Origin of the sequence: Altericroceibacterium spongiae (assembly GCF_003610805.1) — a bacterium.
GTDB lineage: Bacteria > Pseudomonadota > Alphaproteobacteria > Sphingomonadales > Sphingomonadaceae > Altericroceibacterium > Altericroceibacterium spongiae.
The window spans coordinates 174,863-196,163 of record NZ_RAPF01000004.1; the positions used below are offsets into that span (position 1 = coordinate 174,863).

The 21,301-nt window shown below is 59.4% G+C and carries 18 protein-coding genes; 12 read left to right on the plus strand and 6 right to left on the minus strand.

Annotation, left to right across the window (positions count from 1 at the left end; genetic code table 11):
• Positions 1 to 1,200: an RluA family pseudouridine synthase gene (locus D6851_RS09200; RefSeq protein WP_120324600.1), complete on the minus strand. Its 1,200-nt coding sequence runs from the start codon at positions 1,198 to 1,200 to the stop codon at positions 1 to 3.
• Positions 1,197 to 1,607, minus strand: coding sequence for a fluoride efflux transporter CrcB (gene crcB / locus D6851_RS09205; RefSeq protein WP_120324601.1), 411 nt, complete (start codon positions 1,605 to 1,607; stop codon positions 1,197 to 1,199). The genes D6851_RS09200 and crcB overlap by 4 nt, the downstream gene beginning before the upstream one ends.
• Positions 1,608 to 1,903: 296 nt before the next feature.
• On the opposite strand from crcB, the gene rpsU reads away from it, so the two are divergent.
• From rpsU to D6851_RS09240, 7 genes are all read left to right on the plus strand, one after another.
• Positions 1,904 to 2,110: a 30S ribosomal protein S21 gene (gene rpsU, locus D6851_RS09210; RefSeq protein WP_120324602.1), complete on the plus strand. Its 207-nt coding sequence runs from the start codon at positions 1,904 to 1,906 to the stop codon at positions 2,108 to 2,110.
• 96 nt (positions 2,111 to 2,206) lie between these two features.
• A complete protein-coding gene (locus D6851_RS09215) occupies positions 2,207 to 2,755 on the plus strand; it encodes an FKBP-type peptidyl-prolyl cis-trans isomerase (RefSeq protein ID WP_120324603.1) in 549 nt (182 codons plus the stop codon).
• Between the two features lie 96 nt (positions 2,756 to 2,851).
• Positions 2,852 to 3,154, plus strand: a complete 303-nt coding sequence (gene gatC / locus D6851_RS09220; protein ID WP_120324604.1) for an Asp-tRNA(Asn)/Glu-tRNA(Gln) amidotransferase subunit GatC — start codon at positions 2,852 to 2,854, stop codon at positions 3,152 to 3,154.
• Between the two features lie 124 nt (positions 3,155 to 3,278).
• A complete protein-coding gene (gene gatA / locus D6851_RS09225) occupies positions 3,279 to 4,760 on the plus strand; it encodes an Asp-tRNA(Asn)/Glu-tRNA(Gln) amidotransferase subunit GatA (protein ID WP_120324605.1) in 1,482 nt (493 codons plus the stop codon).
• 1 nt (position 4,761) lies between these two features.
• Positions 4,762 to 6,258, plus strand: a complete 1,497-nt coding sequence (gene gatB, locus D6851_RS09230; protein ID WP_120324606.1) for an Asp-tRNA(Asn)/Glu-tRNA(Gln) amidotransferase subunit GatB — start codon at positions 4,762 to 4,764, stop codon at positions 6,256 to 6,258.
• Positions 6,259 to 6,295: 37 nt separating this feature from the next.
• The gene (locus tag D6851_RS09235; protein ID WP_120324607.1) at positions 6,296 to 6,754 is read left to right on the plus strand and encodes a tRNA (cytidine(34)-2'-O)-methyltransferase; all 459 of its coding nucleotides are present in this window, start codon (positions 6,296 to 6,298) and stop codon (positions 6,752 to 6,754) included.
• 93 nt (positions 6,755 to 6,847) lie between these two features.
• The gene (locus D6851_RS09240; RefSeq protein WP_238474016.1) at positions 6,848 to 8,989 is read left to right on the plus strand and encodes an AsmA family protein; all 2,142 of its coding nucleotides are present in this window, start codon (positions 6,848 to 6,850) and stop codon (positions 8,987 to 8,989) included.
• A 49-nt stretch (positions 8,990 to 9,038) separates the two neighbouring features.
• On the opposite strand, the gene D6851_RS09245 is transcribed toward D6851_RS09240, so the two are convergent.
• Positions 9,039 to 11,951 (minus strand): M16 family metallopeptidase, encoded by a 2,913-nt coding sequence (locus D6851_RS09245; protein ID WP_120324609.1) that lies wholly within the window; start codon positions 11,949 to 11,951, stop codon positions 9,039 to 9,041.
• A 219-nt stretch (positions 11,952 to 12,170) separates the two neighbouring features.
• Between D6851_RS09245 and D6851_RS09250 the strand changes: the two genes are divergently transcribed.
• The 4 genes from D6851_RS09250 to D6851_RS09265 all read left to right on the plus strand — a co-directional run bounded on the left by D6851_RS09250 (position 12,171) and on the right by D6851_RS09265 (position 17,287).
• The gene (locus D6851_RS09250; RefSeq protein WP_120324610.1) at positions 12,171 to 13,001 is read left to right on the plus strand and encodes a hypothetical protein; all 831 of its coding nucleotides are present in this window, start codon (positions 12,171 to 12,173) and stop codon (positions 12,999 to 13,001) included.
• Positions 13,002 to 13,161: 160 nt separating this feature from the next.
• Positions 13,162 to 15,741: an ATP-dependent chaperone ClpB gene (gene clpB / locus D6851_RS09255; RefSeq protein WP_120324611.1), complete on the plus strand. Its 2,580-nt coding sequence runs from the start codon at positions 13,162 to 13,164 to the stop codon at positions 15,739 to 15,741.
• Between the two features lie 112 nt (positions 15,742 to 15,853).
• Complete coding sequence (gene mtnP, locus D6851_RS09260) at positions 15,854 to 16,732, plus strand: S-methyl-5'-thioadenosine phosphorylase (protein ID WP_120324612.1); 879 nt, start codon at positions 15,854 to 15,856, stop codon at positions 16,730 to 16,732.
• 75 nt (positions 16,733 to 16,807) lie between these two features.
• On the plus strand, positions 16,808 to 17,287 hold the full coding sequence (locus tag D6851_RS09265) for a MarR family winged helix-turn-helix transcriptional regulator (protein ID WP_120324613.1): 480 nt from the start codon (positions 16,808 to 16,810) through the stop codon (positions 17,285 to 17,287).
• Positions 17,288 to 17,322: 35 nt separating this feature from the next.
• Here D6851_RS09265 and D6851_RS09270 read toward each other — a convergent pair whose 3' ends face one another.
• Entirely contained in the window at positions 17,323 to 18,201 is an 879-nt protein-coding gene (locus tag D6851_RS09270; RefSeq protein WP_120324614.1) for a LysR family transcriptional regulator, read from the minus strand.
• A 104-nt stretch (positions 18,202 to 18,305) separates the two neighbouring features.
• Between D6851_RS09270 and D6851_RS09275 the strand changes: the two genes are divergently transcribed.
• Positions 18,306 to 19,274: a quinone oxidoreductase family protein gene (locus tag D6851_RS09275; RefSeq protein ID WP_120324615.1), complete on the plus strand. Its 969-nt coding sequence runs from the start codon at positions 18,306 to 18,308 to the stop codon at positions 19,272 to 19,274.
• Positions 19,275 to 19,295: 21 nt separating this feature from the next.
• On the opposite strand, the gene D6851_RS09280 is transcribed toward D6851_RS09275, so the two are convergent.
• The gene (locus D6851_RS09280) at positions 19,296 to 20,303 is read right to left on the minus strand and encodes a type II secretion system F family protein (protein WP_120324616.1); all 1,008 of its coding nucleotides are present in this window, start codon (positions 20,301 to 20,303) and stop codon (positions 19,296 to 19,298) included.
• Between the two features lie 19 nt (positions 20,304 to 20,322).
• Positions 20,323 to 21,294, minus strand: a complete 972-nt coding sequence (locus D6851_RS09285; RefSeq protein WP_120324617.1) for a type II secretion system F family protein — start codon at positions 21,292 to 21,294, stop codon at positions 20,323 to 20,325.
• Positions 21,295 to 21,301 lie beyond the last annotated feature (7 nt).

Consider the following 21,301-nt stretch of genomic DNA (forward strand, 5'->3'; position numbering starts at 1 on the left):
CTAGCCTTTGCCTTTCTTCGGGCCGCTTCCGCGGACCGGCTTCTTGCGGTTGAGCTGCGATTTGGGCACCGGGCTGCCTTTGCCCTTTTTGGGCCCCGATTTCTTCACCGGGCGATCGCTGCCGGGGCCGGTGGCGCGTTTGCGCCGTTCCCCGCGCCGTTCTTTGCGATATTGCTTGGCATGCTGGCGCGCGGCCTGTTTCTTGTCTTCCCTGCTCGGTGGAGGCGGCCCCTGTTCGGGTTCGGCCATGCTGAGCGTGGGATCGAAACCGAGCTGTTCCATCGATGCCGCGAAATGCTCAGGCAGATTGGCCGTCACGTCGAGTGTGCTGCCATCGGGCGAATCGATAATCAGGCGGCGCGCATGAAGATGCATCTTGCGGCTGATCGAGCCGGTGAGAAATGCTTCCTGCCCGCCATATTTGCCATCGCCGACAATCGGATGGCCGATCGCAGCGAGATGAACGCGCAGCTGATGCGTGCGCCCGGTCAGCGGTTGCAGCTCGACCCAGGCTGCGGTGTTGCCCGCGCGCTCGACCACGCGATAGAGCGTTTTGGCCGGCTGGCCGCCTTCCATATCGACATGCATCTTCTCGCCGCCCGAACCCGGCTGCTTGGCCAGAGGGGCATCGATCGTGCCTTCCGACAGATCGGGCACACCCACCACCAGCGCCCAGTAGATCTTCTTGGCCGAGCGTCCGGAAAAGCGCTTGGAAAAGAACGCGGCGCTGCCCGGTGTGCGGGCAACCAGCAATACGCCCGACGTATCCTTGTCCAGCCTGTGGACGAGGCGCGGGCGCGGTTCATCTTCTCCGGCATAGGCATCGAGCAGGCCATCGACATGATGCGTCGTTTTGGTGCCGCCCTGTGTGGCAAGGCCCGGCGGCTTGTTGATGACGATGGCCGACCGTGTCTGGCGAATGAGCATATCTTCCGCCTGATTGCGCTCCTCCTGCGTCAGCTCGCGCATGGCACGCGGCTTCGGGGTCGAGTCGCCGCCCGGCGGCACGCGCAGAAGCTGCCCGCTGGACAGCCGGTCATCGGGTTTGACTCGCTTGCCGTCCACGCGAATCTGGCCGGTGCGTGCCCATTTGGACACGGTGCCGAAACCGATTTGCGGTAAATGGCGCTTGAACCAGCGGTCGAGACGGATACCGTCATCGTCGCGCGCGATGGTGAACTGGCGAACCTGATCGCTCATCCTGCCACCCGCATCACGATAAGGCCGATATAGAGCGCGGCGAGACCGGCCAGCAGCGAAATACCGGCATAGGTGATCGCCATGGCGCTTTGCCCGCGTTCGACCAGCAGCATCATTTCGAGGCTGAAGGAAGAAAAGGTGGTGAAGCCGCCCAGCAGGCCGACTCCGATAAAGAGTCGGGTCGATTCGTGCCCGCCATGCCCGTGCCGGGCGAGGAAACCGGCCAGAAGGCCCATCGCCATGCTGCCCAGAATATTCGCCGCGAGCGTCGCCCAGGGGAATGTGGTGACGGCCTGCACGCCCATGAGATGGGTCATGAAGCGGCCGAGCTGATAGCGCATGACTGCGCCGATACCGCCGCCGCAGGCGACCAGCAGCGAAGCGGGAAGAGGAGAAGGAGTTGCCATGGCTGTGCCCCTTAGAGGGATTCGTCCGCTGTGGAAACATTGTCCTGTCACCCGGTGGCCGGGAAAAACTTGTAATTTCCGGCAATACCCCCATATTATTCGATACGTAACCGCCGGTGCGCGGCAAACAGCCTTTGCGCCAAACTGCTTGCCAATCGGATCGATTTGGCTTAGAGGCGCGCCGGTTAGAGCCGATCCCTGATTGGAGTCGGCGCTTTTTTCGTTTGATTCTTACAAGGTAAAGCCGGCCGGCGTGGCAGGTTTCTTTGATCGGATTTCCAGAGGTGATTTAGTTTATGCAGATCATGGTTCGCGATAACAATGTGGAACAGGCTCTTCGTGCGCTGAAGAAGAAGTTGCAGCGGGAAGGCGTGTATCGCGAAATGAAGCTGCGTCGTCATTACGAAAAGCCGAGCGAAAAGCGCGCTCGCGAAAAGGCTGCTGCCGTGCGTCGTGCACGCAAGCTGGAACGTAAGCGCGCCGAACGTGACGGTGCCAAGTAAGGCGTCCAATTCACAAGACTCGCTTGAACCCGTAGCCGGGTTAGGCCAAAGGGGCGCGGGAGAAATCCCGCGCCTTTTGCTTTTCAGGATAGTGTTATGACTGAAATCACCCGTGTTCCGCTGCAGCCGATCAGGAAGGGCTCGCTTACGAAGCTCTGGATCGGTGTTGCTGTCGTTTTGCTGGCCGCTGCGGCCATTGCCTATGCCGCCGCTCCTCATGTCGAGAAGCTGGGTAATGGCGTGACGCTGCAGGTTCTGGAAGAGGGCACTGGCGTTTCGCCGGGCAAGACCGATATGGCGCTGGTCAATTATCGCGGTACGCTGGACGATGGAACCGTCTTCGATGAGAATGAACGCGCACCGCTTGCCGTAAACGGCGTGGTACCCGGTTTCTCCACCGCTTTGCAGGCAATGCAGAAGGGTGGCAAATATCGCGTCCATATTCCCGCCGATCAGGGTTATGGCGATAAGGACCGTGGCCCGATCCCGGCCAATAGCGACCTTACTTTTGAAGTGACGCTGCTCGATTTCATGAGCCAGGCGCAGATTCAGCAAATGATGCAGCAGCAACAGATGATGCAGCAATTGCAGGGTATGCAGGGCGGCGCGCCGGGGGCACCGGGCGCTCCGGCACCGGGTCAGTAAGACGGGTTGCCGGCAGGGGTGCCGCTTGAAGCGCACCCCTGTGGCTGGTACCCCGCATCCATCACAGGTTTTTTCTGAAAAAGAGGCGCAGACGCTATGTCCGTCGATAGAGCGACCGTGGCCAGGATCGCATCGCTGGCCCGGATCAATATGAGCGAAGAGGATCTCGACACGCTGGTGCCCGAGTTCAATAATATCCTCAATTTCGTCGAGCAGCTGAGCGAAGTGAATGTCGAAGGCGTCGAGCCGATGACATCGGTGATCCCCAATCACCAGCGTCTGCGCGAAGACAAGGTGAATGCCGATCCGCTGACCGGCGGCGATATTCGCGACAAGGTGCTGGCCAATGCACCCGCGGCCGAACACGGCTTTTTCGGTGTGCCGAAAGTTATCGAATGACGATGGCCTGCGCCGACTCCGCCGCTATGCCCGTAAAGGCGGGAAACGGAGGCAGGGCGCGCAGGGTTTCATTCCGAATTCCCGCCTGGGCGGACATCACGACACTCATATCAGGACACGAAGTGTGACCGACCTTACAGAACTGGGCATCAAGGCGATCCGCGAAGGCGTGAAAGCCGGTGACTTTACCGCCCGCGAAGTGGCAGAGGCTTTCAATGCCAGCGTCGCCGGAGCGGAAAAGCTGAATGCCTTTATCACCGCCACGCCCGAAAAGGCGCTCGCATCCGCTGACGCAGTGGATGCTGATCGCGCGGCCGGCAAGGCGCTGGGCTCGATGGCCGGCGTGCCGCTGGGCATTAAGGATCTGTTCGCCACCGAAGGCGTGCAAACCTCCGCTGCGAGCCACATTCTCGAAGGCTTTACGCCGCAATATGAAAGCACCGTCAGCCGCAAATTGTGGGAAGCGGGTGCGGGAATGCTCGGCAAGGTCAATCTTGACCAGTTCGCCATGGGCTCTTCCAATGAAAGCTCTTATTTCGGTGAAGTGGTCAGCCCCTGGCGCAAACAGGGCTCCGATGCGAAGCTGGCGCCGGGCGGATCTTCGGGCGGGTCCAGCGCGGCCGTTGCGGCGCGCCTTGCGCCTGCTGCCACCGGCACCGATACGGGCGGTTCGATCCGCCAGCCCGCGGCCTTTACCGGCATTACCGGTATCAAGCCGACCTATGGCCGCTGTTCGCGCTGGGGCATTGTCGCCTTCGCATCCTCGCTCGATCAGGCGGGGCCGATGGCGAAGGATGTGACCGATTGCGCGATCATGCTCGAAGCCATGGCCGGGTTCGATCCCAAGGATTCGACCAGCCTCGATATGCCTGTGCCGAACTGGGAAGCAGCGCTCAGCGCCGATCTCAAGGGCAAGAAAGTCGGCATCCCGAAAGAGTATCGGATGGACGGGCTCTCCGCCGATGTCGCGAAGGCATGGGACGATGGCGTGCAATGGCTGAAAGATGCCGGTGCCGAAGTGGTGGAGATCAGCCTGCCGCATACGAAATATGCGCTGGCCTCCTATTACATTATCGCGCCTGCCGAAGCCTCCTCCAACCTCGCGCGCTATGATGGTGTGCGTTACGGGCTGCGCGATCTGCCCGAAGGCGCCAATCTTCAGGACATGTACGCCGCCACCCGCGCCGCCGGTTTCGGCGATGAGGTCAAGCGCCGTATTCTGATCGGCACTTATGTGCTGTCTGCCGGTTTCTACGACGCCTATTACAATCAGGCGCAGAAAGTCCGCACGCTGATCCAGCGCGACTTCACGAATGCGTTCGAACAATGCGACGTGATCCTCGCGCCGACAGCCCCCACAGCCGCCTTCGCGCTGGGTGAAAAGACCGGCGACCCGCTGGAAATGTATATGGGCGATGTGTTCTCCGTGCCTGCTTCGCTGGCAGGTCTTCCGGCCATGTCCGTACCCTCGGGCCTCAATGCAGAGGGCCTGCCGCTCGGCCTGCAGATTATCGGCAAGCCTTTCGACGAGCAGGGCGTACTCAACGCCGGCCTCGCCCTTGAAGAACGCGCTGGCTTTACAGCCAAGCCGCAGAAGTGGTGGTAAGATGAGCAACTATCGTATTCAGGGCGCAACGGGTGAGTGGGAGGTCGTGATCGGCCTTGAAGTTCATGCGCAGGTCACGTCGGAGGCGAAGCTGTTTTCGTCCTCTTCCACCAGTTTCGGGGCGGAGCCGAACACGCAGGTTTCGCTGATCGATGCGGCCATGCCCGGCATGTTGCCCGTTCCCAATCAGGAATGCATCCGTCAGGCTGTGCGCACCGGCATGGCGATCAACGCGCAGATCAACAAATATTCGCGTTTCGACCGCAAGAATTATTTCTATGCCGATTTGCCGCAGGGCTATCAGATCAGCCAGCTCTATCACCCGATCGTGGGCGAGGGCGAATTGCTGATCGAAGCGGATGAGAAGGCCGGTCTTCCCGAAGATAAGGTGATCGGGATCGAGCGTATCCATGTGGAACAGGATGCGGGCAAGCTGATGCACGATCAGCATCCGACCATGTCCTATGTCGATCTCAATCGCTGCGGCGTGGCGCTGATGGAAATCGTCAGCCGCCCCGATATGACTTCGCCCGCTGAAGCCGGGGCCTATCTTGCCAAATTGCGTTCGATCCTGCGCTATGTCGGATCGTGCGATGGCAATATGGATCAGGGCTCTATGCGGGCCGATGTGAACGTTTCCGTCCGCCGTCCGGGTGAGCCTTTCGGCACCCGTACCGAAACCAAGAATGTGAACTCGGTCCGCTTCGTGATGCAGGTGGTCGAAGTGGAGGCCCGCCGTCAGGTCGAACTGATCGAGGATGGCGGTACGGTGGTACAGGAAACCCGCCTGTTCGACCCCACCAGCGGCACCACGCGGTCTATGCGCAGCAAGGAAGATGCGCATGATTATCGCTACTTCCCCGATCCCGATCTGCTGCCGGTCGAACTGGACGATGCGTTTTTGCAGGAATGCAAGGCAAGCCTGCCCGAACTGCCCGATGCCAAGCGCGCGCGTTATGTCGAAACACTGGGGCTGACGGCCTATAATGCCCGCGAACTGACCGCAGAGGTCGAAACCTTCGCGCGCTTCGAAACGCTGCTGGCCGAAACTGCGAAAGCTCTTGGCAAGGATGAGGCGAAACTGGCGACGCAGGTCGCCAACTGGTCGCTTTCCGTCGCGCCGGGCGTGCTGAAATCGCTGGGTGAAGAGGCCGATCCTGCCCATTCGACGGCCGAAGCGCAGGCCAAGATCCTGAAAATGCAGGATGCGGGCGAAATTTCGGGCGGTCAGGCCAAGGAGATCTATGAGATCGTGCTGAAGACCGGCCGCGATCCGGAAGAAGTTGCCGATGCCGAAGGGCTGAAACAGGTGTCCGATACCGGTGCCATCGAAGCCAAGATCGACGAAGTGCTCGCTGCCAATCAGGACAAGGTCGAGCAATATCGCGGCGGTAAGGACAAGCTTTTCGGCTTCTTCGTGGGGCAGACCATGAAGGCGACGCAGGGCAAGGCCAACCCGCAGGTGGTCAACGAGATTCTCAAACAGAAGCTCGGCTGACATCTCCGGGATGCGCGCGCCCTCCGGCAAGAGCGGCATGTCTATCGTGCTGGTCCAGCCCGAAATTCCCCATAATACGGGGGCTATCGGGCGGACCTGTGTGGCGCTCGACATGGAGCTGGTGCTGATCCGGCCCTATGGTTTCGTCCTGTCGGACAAGCAATTGAAGCGCGCCGGGCTCGATTACTGGCAGCATGTCCGGCTCGCTGAATTTGCGAGCTGGGAGGCCTTTATGGCCGAACGTGCCCCGCGTGCGGATCAGCTCTTTCTGTTCGAGGAATTCGGGCAACGCAGCTTCTACGAAGCGGATTATCCCGAGGATGCCTGTCTCGTCTTCGGGCGCGAGACCAAAGGCCTGCCCGAAGCGATTATCGAAGCGCATCGGGACAGGCTGTTCCATCTGCCGATGCGCTCGGATAAAATCCGCTCGCTCAATCTGGCGAATACGGCCACGGCGGTCGCTTATCAGGCCTTGCGAGGGCAGTACCGGCCCTGAAGGCTGCATGGTCTGAAAGCGGACTATTCCGCTAGCAATATAATTATTGTGCCGGAACCCTCTCAATCCAAAGAGGTTTTTCCTCTTATGGATATGACACGTTCCCTAGCGCATATGCGCAATTATGCCGGCAGGGCCTGGTCGCCGGGCTGGCTTCAGCAGCGTCCCCGGCCGATGCGTATTGCCGCGCGGGCCGTGGCGATTTTCGTGCTGGTGCTGTTCACCATCTGGCTGGTTCTGTTCATCACCAAAGGCCGCTTTCTGAAGCATCCTTTCGAAAGCATCGCATCTTCCATCATGGAACGCGATGTGACGGTGAAGGGCGATTTCAACCTCTATTTCGCGCCGTTCAATGTGAAATTTCTGGCCGAGAATATGCGTGTCACCAACCCCGAATGGGCGGGGAAGGATGATTTTTTCGCTGCCCGGCTAATCGATATGCGGATCAGCACGCTGCCGCTGCTGATCGGGCAGCGCAATATCCGCTCACTGGTGCTCGATAAAGGGACGGTGGATCTGGAATGGGATAAAGAAAGGGCGCGCAATAGCTGGACTTTCGGCGATCCCGATGCCGCCGCGGAACCCTTCCAGCTCCCTGCTATCGAGCGGGCCGCCATCACCGGCACCACGATTTTCTATCGCGATCCGGGGCTTCAGCTCAATGCCGATATCGGTGTCGATACGGTGAAAGCGGAAGATACGGCATTCGACAGCAATATTCGCTTCACAGGCGAAGGCACTATGCGCAAGCAACCCTTTACGCTTTCGGGCAGTTTGCTGAGCCCCAATCAGACGCTGGCCGGCGGGCGGAACAAGCTTACAATTCATGCCGAAGCAGCGCGCACGAAGCTGGATGTCTCGGGTACATTGCCCGGTGCTACGCAGATTGTAGGGGCGGATCTCAATTTTGCCGTGCGCGGCTATAATGTCGCCAATCTGTTCGATTTTCTCGGCATTGCGGTGCCCAATACGCGTGCCTATCGCCTGAAAAGCGCGCTCACTTATACGGGCAGCGAATGGCAGTTTACCGGCCTCGACGGAATTTTCGGCGATAGCGACATTGGCGGGTCGATGACCATTGCCATGCCCGATAACCGGCTGAAACTCGATGCCGATCTTGCCACCGACACGCTCGACGTGATCGATGTCGGCCCCTTTATCGGTTACGATCCCGAACGGCTCGATGCGATGGGCAAATCGGGAGCGATCCGGCAGGTCAACGGCCATCCCCGTGTGCTGCCCGATGCCACGCTGCGCATGGATGCGATCGGCCAGTTCGATGCCGATGTTCATTATACGGTCAAGACACTGAAAGCCGAAAGTTTTCCGGTCAGCAATATCGATCTGACGCTGGGTCTCGATCATTCACTGCTGACATTGTCACCGCTCAAAGCCACGGTCGCAGGCGGCACTCTTACGTCGGATATCACGCTGGATGCGCGCGCACCTCTTGTGAAAACCCAATATGATATTCGCCTTTCGCCGACCAATATGGGCAAGCTTCTGGCGACATTCGGGGCGGATGGATCGGGCACCAGCGGCACGGTTTCGGCCCGTATCCAGCTTGCCGGTACGGGTGACAGTTTGCGGCAGAGTCTGGCCCATTCCAACGGGCGGATGGCTTTCATCATGCCTGCCGGAACGTTCTGGACGCGCAATATCCAGCTTGTCGAACTCGATATCGGAACCTTCGTGCAGAAGATGTTCGAAGATAAGCTCAAAAAACCGGTGCAGATTAATTGCGGCCTGATCGCCTTTACCGTGCGGGATGGTGTGGCCGCCGCCGATCCCATTCTGATCGACACCAAGAAAAATGTCATTCTCGGCCGGGGCGGCTTCAGCTTTAAAAGCGAAGCGCTCGACATGGCGGTGCGCGCCGATGCCAAGACCTTCAGCCTGTTTTCCGGACAGTCTCCGGTGGGCGTAAACGGTTATTTCGGCGCGCCGGGGATCAATCCGATCAGCGGCGATCTGGTCGGCCGGGCCGGGGCGGGTCTCGGGCTCGCCGTGGCAGCTACACCGGTAGCAGGCCTGCTCGCTTTTATCGATCCGGGCGATGCCAAGGCAGCGCAATGCGAACCGGTTCTTTCAGGCGCAAGAGCCTCGGCGCAAAAGACCGAAGACGGCAAGCCGCGGGACGATGTGGGCAACGGGTCCACCGCCAAATCGGAAAGCGGTGAGCAATCCGATGCCAGCAAGGAGCAACAGCGCCAGACATTCACGCACGGGCACTGAGCCTGCGGCGGTGCAAGGGGCCAGCCGGCGCTGTCCCCTTGCGTTTCCGTCATTCTCCGGCGCTGTCGATATATTCGACCGGCAGGCCGATATCTGCCAGCTGGGGTTCCACCACTTTCCGGTCTCCGACGACCACGATCACCATATTGTCGGGCTGGAGATAGGAAGCGGCGGCCTCGTCGATATCCTTGCCGTCAATCGCGCGATAAATATCGGCCAGATCGGCGTAATAATCGTCCGGGCGGCCCAGATGCTGATTGGCGATAATTCCCGACAGCACCTGCGCATTGGTCTGGAACCGGTTGGGCAGGCCGCGAATATTGCCCTGCGTTACGCGCTGCAATTCCACATCGTCGACCGGCCTGGCGGTGGGAAAGGCTTTCATATCAGCGAGGATCAGCTTTATGGAATCCGCCGTGCGGTCTGCCTGAACGGGTGTCATCACCTCGAAGCTGCGCGGCCCTTTGACATCGGACAGGCTGGTGCGAATGCCATAGGTCCAGCCCTTATCCTCGCGCAGATCCGTATTGAGGCGCGAGAGGAAACCGTTGCCGATCACCTCATTGGCAAGATCGAGCGGTTCCTGCCCTGCATCCTGCCCGGTAAGCGGCAGGACCTTGCCGAACATCAGGGCGCTTTGCGGCGAATTGGGGCGGTCGATCACGACGATCCGCGCCGATCCTTTGGGGGTGGGCGTGGTGAGGTCCTTGCCTGGCGCGGGTGCGGCCGGGGCCTGCCAGTCTCCGAAAACCCGTTCGAGCTGCGGAATGAGCTGCTCCATCGTGATATCGCCCACCACGGTGATGCGGGCGAGGTCGGGGCGTAGCCAGCGGCTGTGTTCGCTGCGCAGATCGGCAGGGGTGAGCGGTTCGACGACCGCTGTCGTGCCGAGCGCCCCGACCGAGCCATAGGGATGCTGCGGCCCGTAAAGGATCGGCTCGATAGCCCTTCGGGCAATACCGAAAGGCGATGCTTCGGCCTGCGCGATATCGGCCAGACGCTGCCCTTTCACCCGTGCGACATCTTCCTGCGTAAAGGCCGGGTTGCGGATGACATCCGCCATCAGATCGAGTGAGGGGGCAAGATTGGCGGTCAGTGCCGAGAGCATGACCGACGAGGTATCGAGCGAGGTTCCGGTCGAGATCGTCGCGCCGAGCCGCTCCTGCTCTTCGGCAATAGCGATGGCATCGCGATGGGTGGTGCCTTCTTCGAGCATATCCATCATCAGCGATTGCTTGCCAGCCCCGGCGGAACCGTCCGCCGCATAGCCGGCATCGAATTCCATCGCGATCAGGACTTTGGGAATAGCGTCACGATGGGCGAGCGATATTGCCATACCGTTGGACAAGGTGGCGTGCTGAATATCCGGGAAGGTGAGATCGCGTGTCTGGCTCAGTTCCGGCGCGGTGCGCGGTTCTGCCGCCTGGGCTTCGGTTTCTGCTGCCAGTTTCGCGGCCTCTGGCCCTGTTGTGTCGCTGTCAGCGCCCCGTGTCTGCGGCGATATTTGCTGTGCAGTATCTTCGTCACCCCAACCGCCCATCGCGGCGCCGCTTTCGCTTCGTTCGCCTGGAATCACTGCCAGACGGTAAACCGGCCGCGACAGCCAGCGCTGCATGACCGCGGTAACCTGCGCCGGGGTGAGGCTTGCCATTTGATCGAGCTGATCCTTGTAAAGCGCTGGATTATCAGCATAAAGCAGCCCCTCAGCAAGGGTCGCGCCCTTGCCGGAGAAGCCGCCCACTACTTCCAGTGCACCGATCTGCTGAGAAACCATTTCGGTCGCCGCACGGTTCAGCTCGTCCTGTGTCGGCCCTTGCTTCACGAATTGCCGGACCACTTCGTCCAGCCGTTTCTCGGCCACAGCCCGATCAATACCGGGCTTCACATCCATTTGAATTTCAAGGAAAGAAAGCTGCTCATGCTGCTGAGCATAAGCAGCAACACTCACCGCAAGTTGTTCATCACGCACCAGCACATTGTCGAGCCGGGAACTGGCCAGCCCGCCCAGAACATGCATCCCGATAGCCAGCGGTACCGAGTCCGGGCTGGTAAGGGCCGGTCCGCTCCAGGCCCGGTAAATCCGCGTGACCGGAACCTGATCGGTCATTTCCCGGCTGACCGGTGCGGCCAGAGTTACCGGTTCTGCGGAAACCTTAGCGATATCGGGGCCGCGCGGAATATCGCCGAACCAGTGTTCGATCTTCTTTTTCGCCGTTGCCGCATCAATATCGCCGGCGAGTGCGATCACCACATTATTCGGCCCGTAATTGTCGATGAACCATTTGCGTACATCGGCAAGGCTCGCCGCATCGAGATCGGCCATCGAGCCAATGGTGGAATGGCGATAGGGATGCCCCACCGGGAGCAATCCTTCGCCAATCGCATAATCGGCCAGACCATAGGGCTGATTATCCCCCTGCCGCTTTTCGTTCTGAACGACACCGCGTTGTTTATCGAGCTTGTCCTGCGTCACTGCAGGCAGCAAATGACCCATACGGTCGCTTTCCATGAAAAGCGCCAGATCGAGCGCACCGGTCGGCACCGTTTCGACATAATTGGTCCGGTCATACCAGGTGGAACCGTTAGTGCTGGTGGAGCCGGCCGCTTCTAGCGGAATATCGAAATTAGGCACATTGGCGCTGCCCCCGAACATCAGATGTTCGAAAAGATGCGCGAAGCCGGTCTTGCCCCTTGGTTCGCTCTTGGAGCCCACCCTGTAATAAACCGTCACACCAACAACCGGAGTCTTGCGGTCGGTATGAACGATTGTGGTTAAACCGTTTTCGAGCGTGAAGGTTTCATAGGGAATATCGACTTCATCGACCAGCGAAGCGAGAGTGGCTGGTTGAAACTGGTTTTCGGAGGATGCCGACGCTGTTGCTTCCGCTATCGGACCTGATTGCGCAATAGCGCAGGTACTGAATGTCAATGATAGTATGGCGGAAGCAAGCAGGTAGCGCATAGCAGTTCCCGAAAGGTGGAATCAAAGATACCATTGTAGCATGAGCCTCTCATCTGCAAAGCATATCCGTTGCAACTGACCGTTTTGTCAGAATGAATGGGGATGAGTGAAAATTTTGTTCGCGAATGGCTTGCATGATCGCTTCGGGAATATTCTAAACGGTCGCAGAAGACAGACACCGGCAGAAAGCCGGGCAGATAAATGTTCTCAGGAGTTATTATGGTGCATTCGCTTTCCCGTCCGCTTCGTTATGCCGGTTTTGCCCTGCCGCTGATGGTGCTTGCGGTGCCTGCCTCTGCCCAGCTGGGCGGCTTGTTCGGAGCGGTGCAGGACCGGGTGGAGCAGGAAGTCAACCGGCAGGTGCGGGGTGATCGGGGTGACGTGCGCAATGATGACGGGCGGATCGACGATGCCGATGGGCAGAGCCTGCAGATCAATGAGGGCTTCGATTTCAGGGCCGGCGCAAGAACCATTGTGCAGGACGATTTTTCGGATACGCCAATTGGCGCTATGCCGAAAGAATGGAAGACGAACGGTTCCGGCTCGGTCGTCAGTGTCGGCGGCATTCCGGGCAACTGGCTCGCCCTTCAGCCATTCGCCACCTATAAGCTCACCGATGCACCGCAATTGCCGGCCAGTTTCACAGTCGAATTCGATATGGTGATCGCAGCTGACACGACCCGCGATGCAGGTGGTTTCTATTTCGGTTTCACCCGCAATAACAGCGTACAAAGCTACGTGATGGATGCGCATAATGATGGTGGTATTGCGGCAGTGAATGCGAATTTTGCAGGCAGCACGTCGGTCAGCAGCAGCGCGACGGGCTATTACCATGCCAGCAAGCTGGATTTGCGCGATTATGCGAACCGGACCATGCACGTCTCTATCGCTGTGGACGGGGATATGATGCAGGTCTATTTCGATCAGCAGAAAATCGCCGATGCCAAATTGTTCGACAACAATCCGGCCAAATATTTCTTTATCAGTGCGCCGACCCGGACACGGCATGGAGCCCGTTTGCTGTTCAGCAATTTCCGGTTGGCGGAATGAGGTTTCAGGCAGTGTCGCGATCTTGCAACGAAAGTCGCGCCCCCTATTTATCCGGGGATCGCGGCTTTCTCTGCATGACCTGTATCGGAAAAGATTGAATGGGGTCTTGTGTTGCTGAAATGCAACACTATCTCAAGCGGGAAAGGAATGAGGGCATCACATGAATCTCGAAAAATTCACTGACCGCGCCAAGGGATTTCTCCAGTCGGCGCAGACTGTTGCTATCCGCATGAGCCATCAGCGGATTTCGCCTGAGCATCTGCTCAAGGCACTGCTTGAAGATAATGAAGGTATGGCTGCCGGGTTGATCCAGCGGGCGGGTGGCAATGCCAAATTCGCGGCCGATGAAGTCGACGCAGCCCTGGCAAAAGTGCCTGTCGTATCGGGCGGCGGGGCACAGCAGACGCCCGGTCTCGATAATGATGCAGTCCGCGTACTCGATCAGGCGGAACAGATCGCCACCAAAGCGGGTGACAGCTTCGTCACTGTCGAGCGTTTGCTGCTGGCCTTGACGCTCGCCAAGACGACGAAGGCAGGGCAGGCTCTGGCTGCTGCCAATGTGACGCCGGAAGGCCTTAACAAGGCAATCGAGGAATTGCGTGGCGGCCGCACGGCGGATTCAGCCAGCGCTGAAGAAAGCTATGATGCGATGAAGAAATATGCTCGTGACCTCACCGAGGCGGCCCGTTCGGGCAAGCTCGATCCGGTGATCGGTCGCGACGAGGAGATCCGTCGTACGGTACAAATTCTGGCGCGCCGTACCAAGAATAATCCGGTGCTGATCGGCGATCCCGGTGTCGGTAAAACCGCTATAGTGGAAGGGCTGGCACTGCGTATCGCCAATGGCGACGTGCCTGACAGCCTTAAGGATCGCACACTGATGGCGCTCGATATGGGATCGCTGATTGCGGGCGCCAAATATCGTGGTGAGTTCGAAGAGCGGCTCAAAGCCGTGCTCGATGAAGTCAAAAATTCCGACGGGCAAATTATCCTGTTCATCGACGAGATGCACACGCTGATAGGGGCGGGCGCGTCCGAAGGTTCGATGGATGCAGGCAACCTCCTGAAACCGGCTCTGGCGCGCGGTGAATTGCATTGTATCGGTGCAACCACGCTCGATGAATATCAGAAATATGTTGAGAAAGACGCAGCTTTGCAGCGGCGTTTTCAGCCGGTTTTCGTGGATGAACCGACCGTTGAAGATACGGTTTCGATCCTGCGCGGTCTCAAGGAAAAATATGAGTTGCATCACGGTGTACGCATCACGGATGCAGCGATTGTCGCTGCCGCGCAGCTGTCCAACCGCTATATCACCAATCGCTTCCTGCCCGATAAAGCTATCGACCTGATGGATGAGGCGGCCAGCCGCATCCGGATGGAAGTGGAATCCAAGCCTGAGGAAATCGAAAATCTTGATCGCCGGATTATCCAGCTCAAGATCGAGGAATCCGCACTGAGCAAGGAAAGCGACGATGCGTCGAAGGATCGGCTGGCCAATCTGCGCGAGGAACTCGCTAATCTGGAGCAGCAATCGTCCGAACTGACCACACGCTGGCAGAACGAACGCGACAAAATCGCGTCCGAGGGCAAGATCAAGGAACAACTCGATCAGGCGCGGATCGAGCTGGAGCAGGCGCAGCGTAGCGGCGATCTCGCCAAAGCGGGCGAACTGTCTTATGGCAAGATTCCCGAGCTGGAAAAGGCTCTGGCGGCCGCACATGAACAGTCTTCCAATGCCATGCTGCGCGAAGAAGTGACCGAAGAGGATATTGCCTCTGTGGTCAGCCGCTGGACCGGCGTTCCGATCGACAAAATGCTCGAAGGTGAGCGCGAAAAGCTCCTCAAAATGGAGGAAGTGATCGGTCAGCGCGTAATCGGGCAGAAGCAGGCGGTGGAAGCCGTCTCCAAGGCAGTGCGCCGCGCAAGGGCGGGTTTGCAGGATCCGAACCGGCCGCTGGGCAGCTTCCTGTTCCTCGGCCCGACCGGTGTCGGCAAGACCGAACTGACCAAAGCGCTTGCCGAATTCCTGTTCGATGATGACAGCGCGATGGTGCGGATCGACATGAGTGAATTCATGGAGAAACACGCGGTTGCCCGTCTGATCGGCGCCCCTCCGGGCTATGTCGGTTATGAGGAAGGCGGTGTGCTGACCGAAGCCGTGCGTCGTCGTCCTTATCAGGTGATCCTGTTCGATGAGGTCGAGAAAGCCCATAGCGACGTGTTCAACGTGCTGTTGCAGGTGCTCGACGATGGCCGTCTGACCGACGGGCAGGGCCGGGTGGTTGATTTCTCCAATACACTCATCATTCTGACCTCCAATCTGGGAAGCCAGTATCTGTCCAATCTCGATGAAGGGCAGGATGTGGCCGATGTGGAATCGCAGGTGATGGATGTGGTCCGGGCGCATTTCCGGCCGGAATTTCTCAACCGTCTGGATGAAGTTATTCTGTTCCACCGTTTGGGACAGGCCGATATGGCACCGATCGTCGATATCCAGGTGGATCGTGTTCAGAAGCTGCTCAGCGACCGCAAGATCACACTTGATCTGACCGAGGCGGCAAGGCGCTGGCTCGGCCGGGTGGGTTACGATCCTGTTTATGGTGCAAGGCCGCTCAAACGCGCGGTTCAGCGCTATCTGCAGGACCCGCTGGCCGAGAAACTTCTGGCTGGCGATGTGCCCGATGGATCGACGGTTCATATCGATGAAGGCGATGGGCAGCTGAATATCGCTGTTGCCTGATCGATTCTTTTTCCGACCATAGCCGGGCGGATATTCCGTTCGGCTATGGTGCCGGGAGAAGAGGGCCATAACGGCACCGAACGGAGCCACAGACGCATGGAAAGGGGCCATAATGGCGCAACAGGGCTGGCATATCGGCGTTATAGGCGGATCGGGGCTCTATGCGCCGGGAAGCCTCGATGACGAACAGTCCATTTCCGTCAGAAGTCCCTTCGGTGAACCCTCCGGTCCGGTCACGACTGGCTCGCTGAATGGCATTCGGTTCACTTTTCTGGCCCGCCATGGGGAAGGCCACCGCCTGTCCCCTTCCACCGTTAATTACCGCGCCAATATCGACGTGCTCAAGCGCTGCGGCGTTACCGATATTGTGGCGCTCTCAGCCATCGGTTCTCTGCGCGAACCGATCCGCCCCGGAGAATTCATCGCTATCGATCAGCTAATCGACCGGACTGTGTTGCGCGAACGCAGCTTTTTCGGTGAAGGGCTGGTCGCGCATGTGAGTCTCGCCGATCCGACCTGTCCGCTCCTGTCGGAGCGGGTGGTCGATGCCGCGGAACAGGCCGGTGTGCCGACCCATCGCGGCGGGTGCTATGTCGCGATTGAAGGGCCGCAATTTTCGACCCGCGCCGAAAGCCATATGTATCGCGAATGGGGCGCCGATGTGATCGGAATGACGGCAATGCCCGAAGCCCGCCTCGCCCGTGAGGCCGAACTGCCCTATGCGCTGCTCGGTATGGTGACGGATTACGACTGCTGGCGCGAAAATGACGAGGCGGTGGATGTAGCTCAGGTGCTGGAAGTGGCGCAAGAAAATGCCGCAAAGGCGCGCCTCTCTCTGCGCAAACTCGCTTCGTCCTTGCCACCCGAAAGGCCGGCCAATGCGATCGACCGGGCGCTCGACAATGCCATCATCACACCGCGCCGGTTCTGGAAGCCTGACATCGCTGCGCGACTGGATGCAGTAGCCGGAAGGCTGTTCCGCGCAGTTTAAGAGCTGCAAATTAAGTTGCACGTGAAATAATATTGTCTTGCAATCATTGTCTTGCTGACCCAGAGCATAGGCATAATGATTGAATATAACCGTCTGTCGGATTTTCTGCCCTATCTGCTCTCGATCACGTCCAATGCCGTGAGCGCGCGGATTGCTGTGGAATATCACGATAAGGTCGATCTCAAAGTGCCCGAATGGCGTGTGATGGCGGTGCTGGGCGATGCAGGGTCGCTGACTCAGCGTGACCTCACCCGGCTGACCGTGATGGATAAGGTGGCCGTCAACCGGGCCTGCAAAGTGCTCGAAGATCGCGGTCTTGCATCGCGCAAGCCCAATGAGCAGGATGGCCGCTCCCATTTGCTCGAACTCACTCGCGCCGGGCGCCGGATGCATGATGAGATCATGCCCGTTGCGCAGGAAATGGAAAAGCGCCTGTTCGCCAATTTCAGCGATGCCGAGTTGCAGACTTTTCGCGAAATGCTCGACCGCGTGTGGCATGAGGCGGACGGGCTCGATACGGAAGATCTGTTTATCGGCAATTTCGGCGTGCGCTGAACCGGCTTAGCCGACGGTGCGCAAGGTGGTCTGCCTTAATCGGTTCTGCCGGACGGGGCATGTGCGAAAGCCTTTGCGAAAATCCCGCGCAGATGGGCGGCAACGGCTTTGACCGGTGCGGACCGTGTAAGATCCGAATGAATTACCAGCCATATTTCGCGTGACAGCAGCACGCTTTCGGGCATTGCCCGGATCAGCATTGTCTCATCCGACATCATGAAATCGGGCAAGGCGGCGATACCGGCCCCGGCCTGTGCCGCGTTTCGCTGAATTTCCATCGTGCTGGCCGAAAAGGCAAAATTGCGCCCCTTTGCGACATTTTCCAGCGCGCTTTGTTGCGGAGCGCTGCGCAAATCGCCGTCATTGCCGATAAAGCGCCAGTCCTCCTCCTTTGTCGCTGTGAGATAGTCGGGCGTGGCATAGAGATGGAAGTTGATCTGCCCGAGCCGGACAATCGTCAGATCACCGCGTTCCGGACGGCTTAGCCGGATAGCGAGATCGGCCTCGCTCCGGTCGAGCGAGGCTTTGCGCGTTTCTCCCAGAACCCGGATGGCGAGTTGCGGATGCTGCTGTTGAAACCGGGCGAGCGGCTGGGCCAGAAGCTGCGCAGCCAGCAGCGGTGGCGCGCTGACGGTGACCGTGCCCGAAAGGTCCGACTGCGCATTTCTGGCAGTTCGCCGCGCGGCTTCCGCTTCCAGCCCCATGCGAGAGGCAATGGCAGCGATTCTCTCGCCGTCTGCTGTGAGGCTCCAGCGTCGTCCGCGCCGATCGACCAGAGCGATAGCCAGACTGGCTTCGAGCGAGGCGATGCGCCGGGCCACGGTCGCATGTTCGACACCCAGCATGCGGGCGGCAGCGGAAAGCGATCCGGCGGAAGCCAGTGCAGCGAAATGGCGAAGATCGTCCCAGTTCATAATAGGCAGGTTCGGTTAAATTTTTAACGTCAAAGGTAAATTTTTAGGGAATTTTCTAACTATTGTCGATGGCGCAGAGCCTTTCCCGGAAATGGAGAAAGGTGATGGATCGAAAAGTGGAATTGCAGACAGTGGGCGGTGTCGGGGGGCTGGCAGTGGTTCCTGGTGAGCCGCAACAACCCGGCCCCGGTGAATTGCGCATCCGTCATGAGGCTATAGGCGTTAATTTCATCGACATATATCACCGGACAGGGCTCTATCCTCTGCCGCTTCCTGCGGTTCCGGGGGTGGAAGGGGCCGGTATCGTCGAAGCGGTGGGCGCGCAGGTAAGCCATGTCGAAGCGGGAGACCGCATCGTTTATGCAGGCCTTCCCGGCGCTTATGCCACCACCCGCCTGCTGCCCGGCTGGCGGGCGATCAAATTGCCCGATAATGTCAGCCCCATAGCGGCCGGCGGCGCGTTTTTGCGCGGGATGACCGTGCATATGCTGCTGACCCGGATTTACCCGGTGGCGAAGGGTACACATTTGCTCGTTCATGCGGGTGCCGGCGGACTCGGCGCGGCGCTGACCCGCTGGGCCGCCCGGATCGGAGCGCATGTCATCACGACCGCCGGTTCCCCGGAAAAAGCGGAAATGTCGCGCGCGCATGGCGCGGAGCATGTCGTGATCGGGCGCGATGCCGATATTGCGGCGGATATCGGCCGGCTGACCGGCGGCCGTCTGGTCGATTACGCAATAGACGGGATCGGCGGAGAGACTTTGCCCCGTACGCTGGGCTGTGTCAGGCCTTTCGGTATGGTCGCGTCCATCGGACAGGTGGCCGGGCCGATTGCGCCTGTGCCGGTCGAGGCTCTCGGCCCGGCACGCTCTTTGTCGCTCTCACGCCCGAGCATCATGGCCTATATGGCGGACCGGGCGACCTATCGCCTTGCCGCGCAGGCAGTGATTGCCGCCATGGCCGACGGTATCCTGCCGCTTACACACCGCCGCTACAGACTGAGCCTTGCGGCAAAAGCACAGAGCGATCTTGAAGCGGGGCAGACTACTGGCAACATTGTGCTGATTCCATAACCGGAAGCTTCCTTCCCGCAATCACCCTGCCGCCGCGCCGCCTTCGGCGAAGACGCTGGAGAGAGAGCAGGCAGCAGGGCCGAGGATGACGATGAACAGCACTGGCAGGATGAACAGAATCAGCGGCACCGTCATGATCGCGGGCAGGCGGGCGGCCTTTTCCTCGGCACGCATCATGCGTTCATTGCGGAATTCGGCCGACAGCACACGCAGCGCCGAAGCAAGCGGAGTGCCGTAGCGCTCGGTCTGGATCATGGTCGTCACCACACCGCGTACCGCGTCGAGATCGACCCGGTAAGCGAGATTTTCGAAGGCTTGCCGCCTCTCGGTAAGGAAGGACAGTTCGATTGAGGTAAGAGCGAATTCATCGCCCAGTTCGGGATAGGCCCGGCCCAGTTCGCGCGCCACCCGGTTGAAAGCGGCATCGACTGTCAGCCCCGCTTCGGCGCAGATCACCAGCAGGTCCAGCGCATCGGGCAAACCTTTGCGAATGGCGTCCGTTCGTTTGCTGGTCTTGTTCTTGAGGAAGATTTCCGGGCCTTTATAGCTCCCGATCAGCAATGCGGCGAAGGCCAGAAAACGCTTGAGCGCACCCCAGTCGGGGAAAATATCGAAACCGTAGAGAAACAACCCGCCCAGCGTGCCGAAAGTGATCGGCAGCATCATCCGTGCGAAGATCACCGCAACGGCCCATTCCTTGTTGCGATAGCCCGCATGGGCGAGCTTTTGCTGAATTTCGGCAAGCTGGCTTTCCTGAAGGACACAGAGCTTTTCGAGCCATTCCTTCAGCCGGTCGGTCGTGTCATTACGGCGGATCAGGCGCCGCCGCCGGGACGGGGGAGCGACGATACCGGCTTTCAGCTCCTCCCGTCGGGCATTGAGCGCCTTGACCCGGTCGGCCATCGGATCGCGCACAGTAATCGCCGCATAGATCGCCAGCATCACCGCTGCAGCGGCGATGCCGACCAGAACGGTGCCGATCAGTACGACATCGATACCGAGAAGAGTGGGGCCGGAACTGGCAGTCATATTGCGTCTTTCCTCCCGCTCAGATCTCAAACCGGACCATTTTGGACATGATGAAAACACCCAGCCCCATCCAGGTAAGGCCGCCCAGCCCGGTGAGGATCAGCCGGTCGTCGGTGAAGAAACCGGTCATATATTCGGGGTTGAGCGTCATCAGCATGGCAAAGACGAGAAAGGGCAGCGCGCCGATAATATAGGCCGAGGCCTTGGCTTCCGAACTCATGGCCTTGATCTTGAGCTTCATTTGCGACCGTTTGCGCAGCACATCGCTCAGATTCTTCAGCGTTTCGGAGAGGTTGCCTCCGGTTTCGCGCTGGATTGCCAGCGTGATGACGAAGAATTGAAATTCGGGCAAAGCGAGCTTGGTGGCGGTTTCCTGAAGCGCTTCCTCCATGGTGCGGCCGATCCGGATGCGTTCGCTTACAGCGCGGAACTCCTCGCCCACGGCACCGGGAATTTCGTGCGAAATCAATGTCAGCGTTTCGGCTACCGGCAAGCCGGCGCGCAGCCCGCGCACGATCAGATCGATCCCGTCGGGAAATTTGACGATGAAATCGGTCACCCGCTTATTGATGAAATAGCCCACCGCCATATGGGGAAGGCCCGCCCCGATCAGAACGCCGAGCAGCAGCGAAAGCAAAAAGGCACCCGATTCGAAATAGGTCAGCAGCATCACGACCAGGGCGAGCCCCCCTGAAGCGTAGAAATATTGCTGCAAGGACCAGCCTTTGCCGGTCCGTTGCAAGCGCAGTTCGAGGGCCTTGAGCCGTGAGCTTTGCCCGGCGGCATGATGCCGTTTCGGGCGCCGCGCAGCGATGGCTTTCTTGAGCTGCGATTCCACCTTCTCCTCGGGATTGTCCGAATGGCGGATACGCAGATTCCGCAGCCGGCGCTGGCTTTCCTTGTCGGGTGAAGAAGTGCCGAGCAGAAGATAGACGAGCACCAGCCCGAGCAGCAGGCCGAGCCCGATCAGGATAAGCTGGATGGTCTCCATCGATATC

Bases quoted from the DNA above. Each gene is read 5' to 3' on its own strand.
- D6851_RS09200 (WP_120324600.1), bottom strand. From the start codon at position 1,200: ATGAGCGATCAGGTTCGCCAGTTCACCATCGCGCGCGACGATGACGGT.
- crcB (WP_120324601.1), bottom strand. From the start codon at position 1,607: ATGGCAACTCCTTCTCCTCTTCCCGCTTCGCTGCTGGTCGCCTGCGGC.
- rpsU (WP_120324602.1), top strand. From the start codon at position 1,904: ATGCAGATCATGGTTCGCGATAACAATGTGGAACAGGCTCTTCGTGCG.
- D6851_RS09215 (WP_120324603.1), top strand. From the start codon at position 2,207: ATGACTGAAATCACCCGTGTTCCGCTGCAGCCGATCAGGAAGGGCTCG.
- gatC (WP_120324604.1), top strand. From the start codon at position 2,852: ATGTCCGTCGATAGAGCGACCGTGGCCAGGATCGCATCGCTGGCCCGG.
- gatB (WP_120324606.1), top strand. From the start codon at position 4,762: ATGAGCAACTATCGTATTCAGGGCGCAACGGGTGAGTGGGAGGTCGTG.
- D6851_RS09235 (WP_120324607.1), top strand. From the start codon at position 6,296: ATGTCTATCGTGCTGGTCCAGCCCGAAATTCCCCATAATACGGGGGCT.
- D6851_RS09240 (WP_238474016.1), top strand. From the start codon at position 6,848: ATGACACGTTCCCTAGCGCATATGCGCAATTATGCCGGCAGGGCCTGG.
- D6851_RS09245 (WP_120324609.1), bottom strand. From the start codon at position 11,951: ATGCGCTACCTGCTTGCTTCCGCCATACTATCATTGACATTCAGTACC.
- D6851_RS09250 (WP_120324610.1), top strand. From the start codon at position 12,171: ATGGTGCATTCGCTTTCCCGTCCGCTTCGTTATGCCGGTTTTGCCCTG.
- clpB (WP_120324611.1), top strand. From the start codon at position 13,162: ATGAATCTCGAAAAATTCACTGACCGCGCCAAGGGATTTCTCCAGTCG.
- mtnP (WP_120324612.1), top strand. From the start codon at position 15,854: ATGGCGCAACAGGGCTGGCATATCGGCGTTATAGGCGGATCGGGGCTC.
- D6851_RS09265 (WP_120324613.1), top strand. From the start codon at position 16,808: ATGATTGAATATAACCGTCTGTCGGATTTTCTGCCCTATCTGCTCTCG.
- D6851_RS09270 (WP_120324614.1), bottom strand. From the start codon at position 18,201: ATGAACTGGGACGATCTTCGCCATTTCGCTGCACTGGCTTCCGCCGGA.
- D6851_RS09275 (WP_120324615.1), top strand. From the start codon at position 18,306: ATGGATCGAAAAGTGGAATTGCAGACAGTGGGCGGTGTCGGGGGGCTG.
- D6851_RS09280 (WP_120324616.1), bottom strand. From the start codon at position 20,303: ATGACTGCCAGTTCCGGCCCCACTCTTCTCGGTATCGATGTCGTACTG.
- D6851_RS09285 (WP_120324617.1), bottom strand. From the start codon at position 21,294: ATGGAGACCATCCAGCTTATCCTGATCGGGCTCGGCCTGCTGCTCGGG.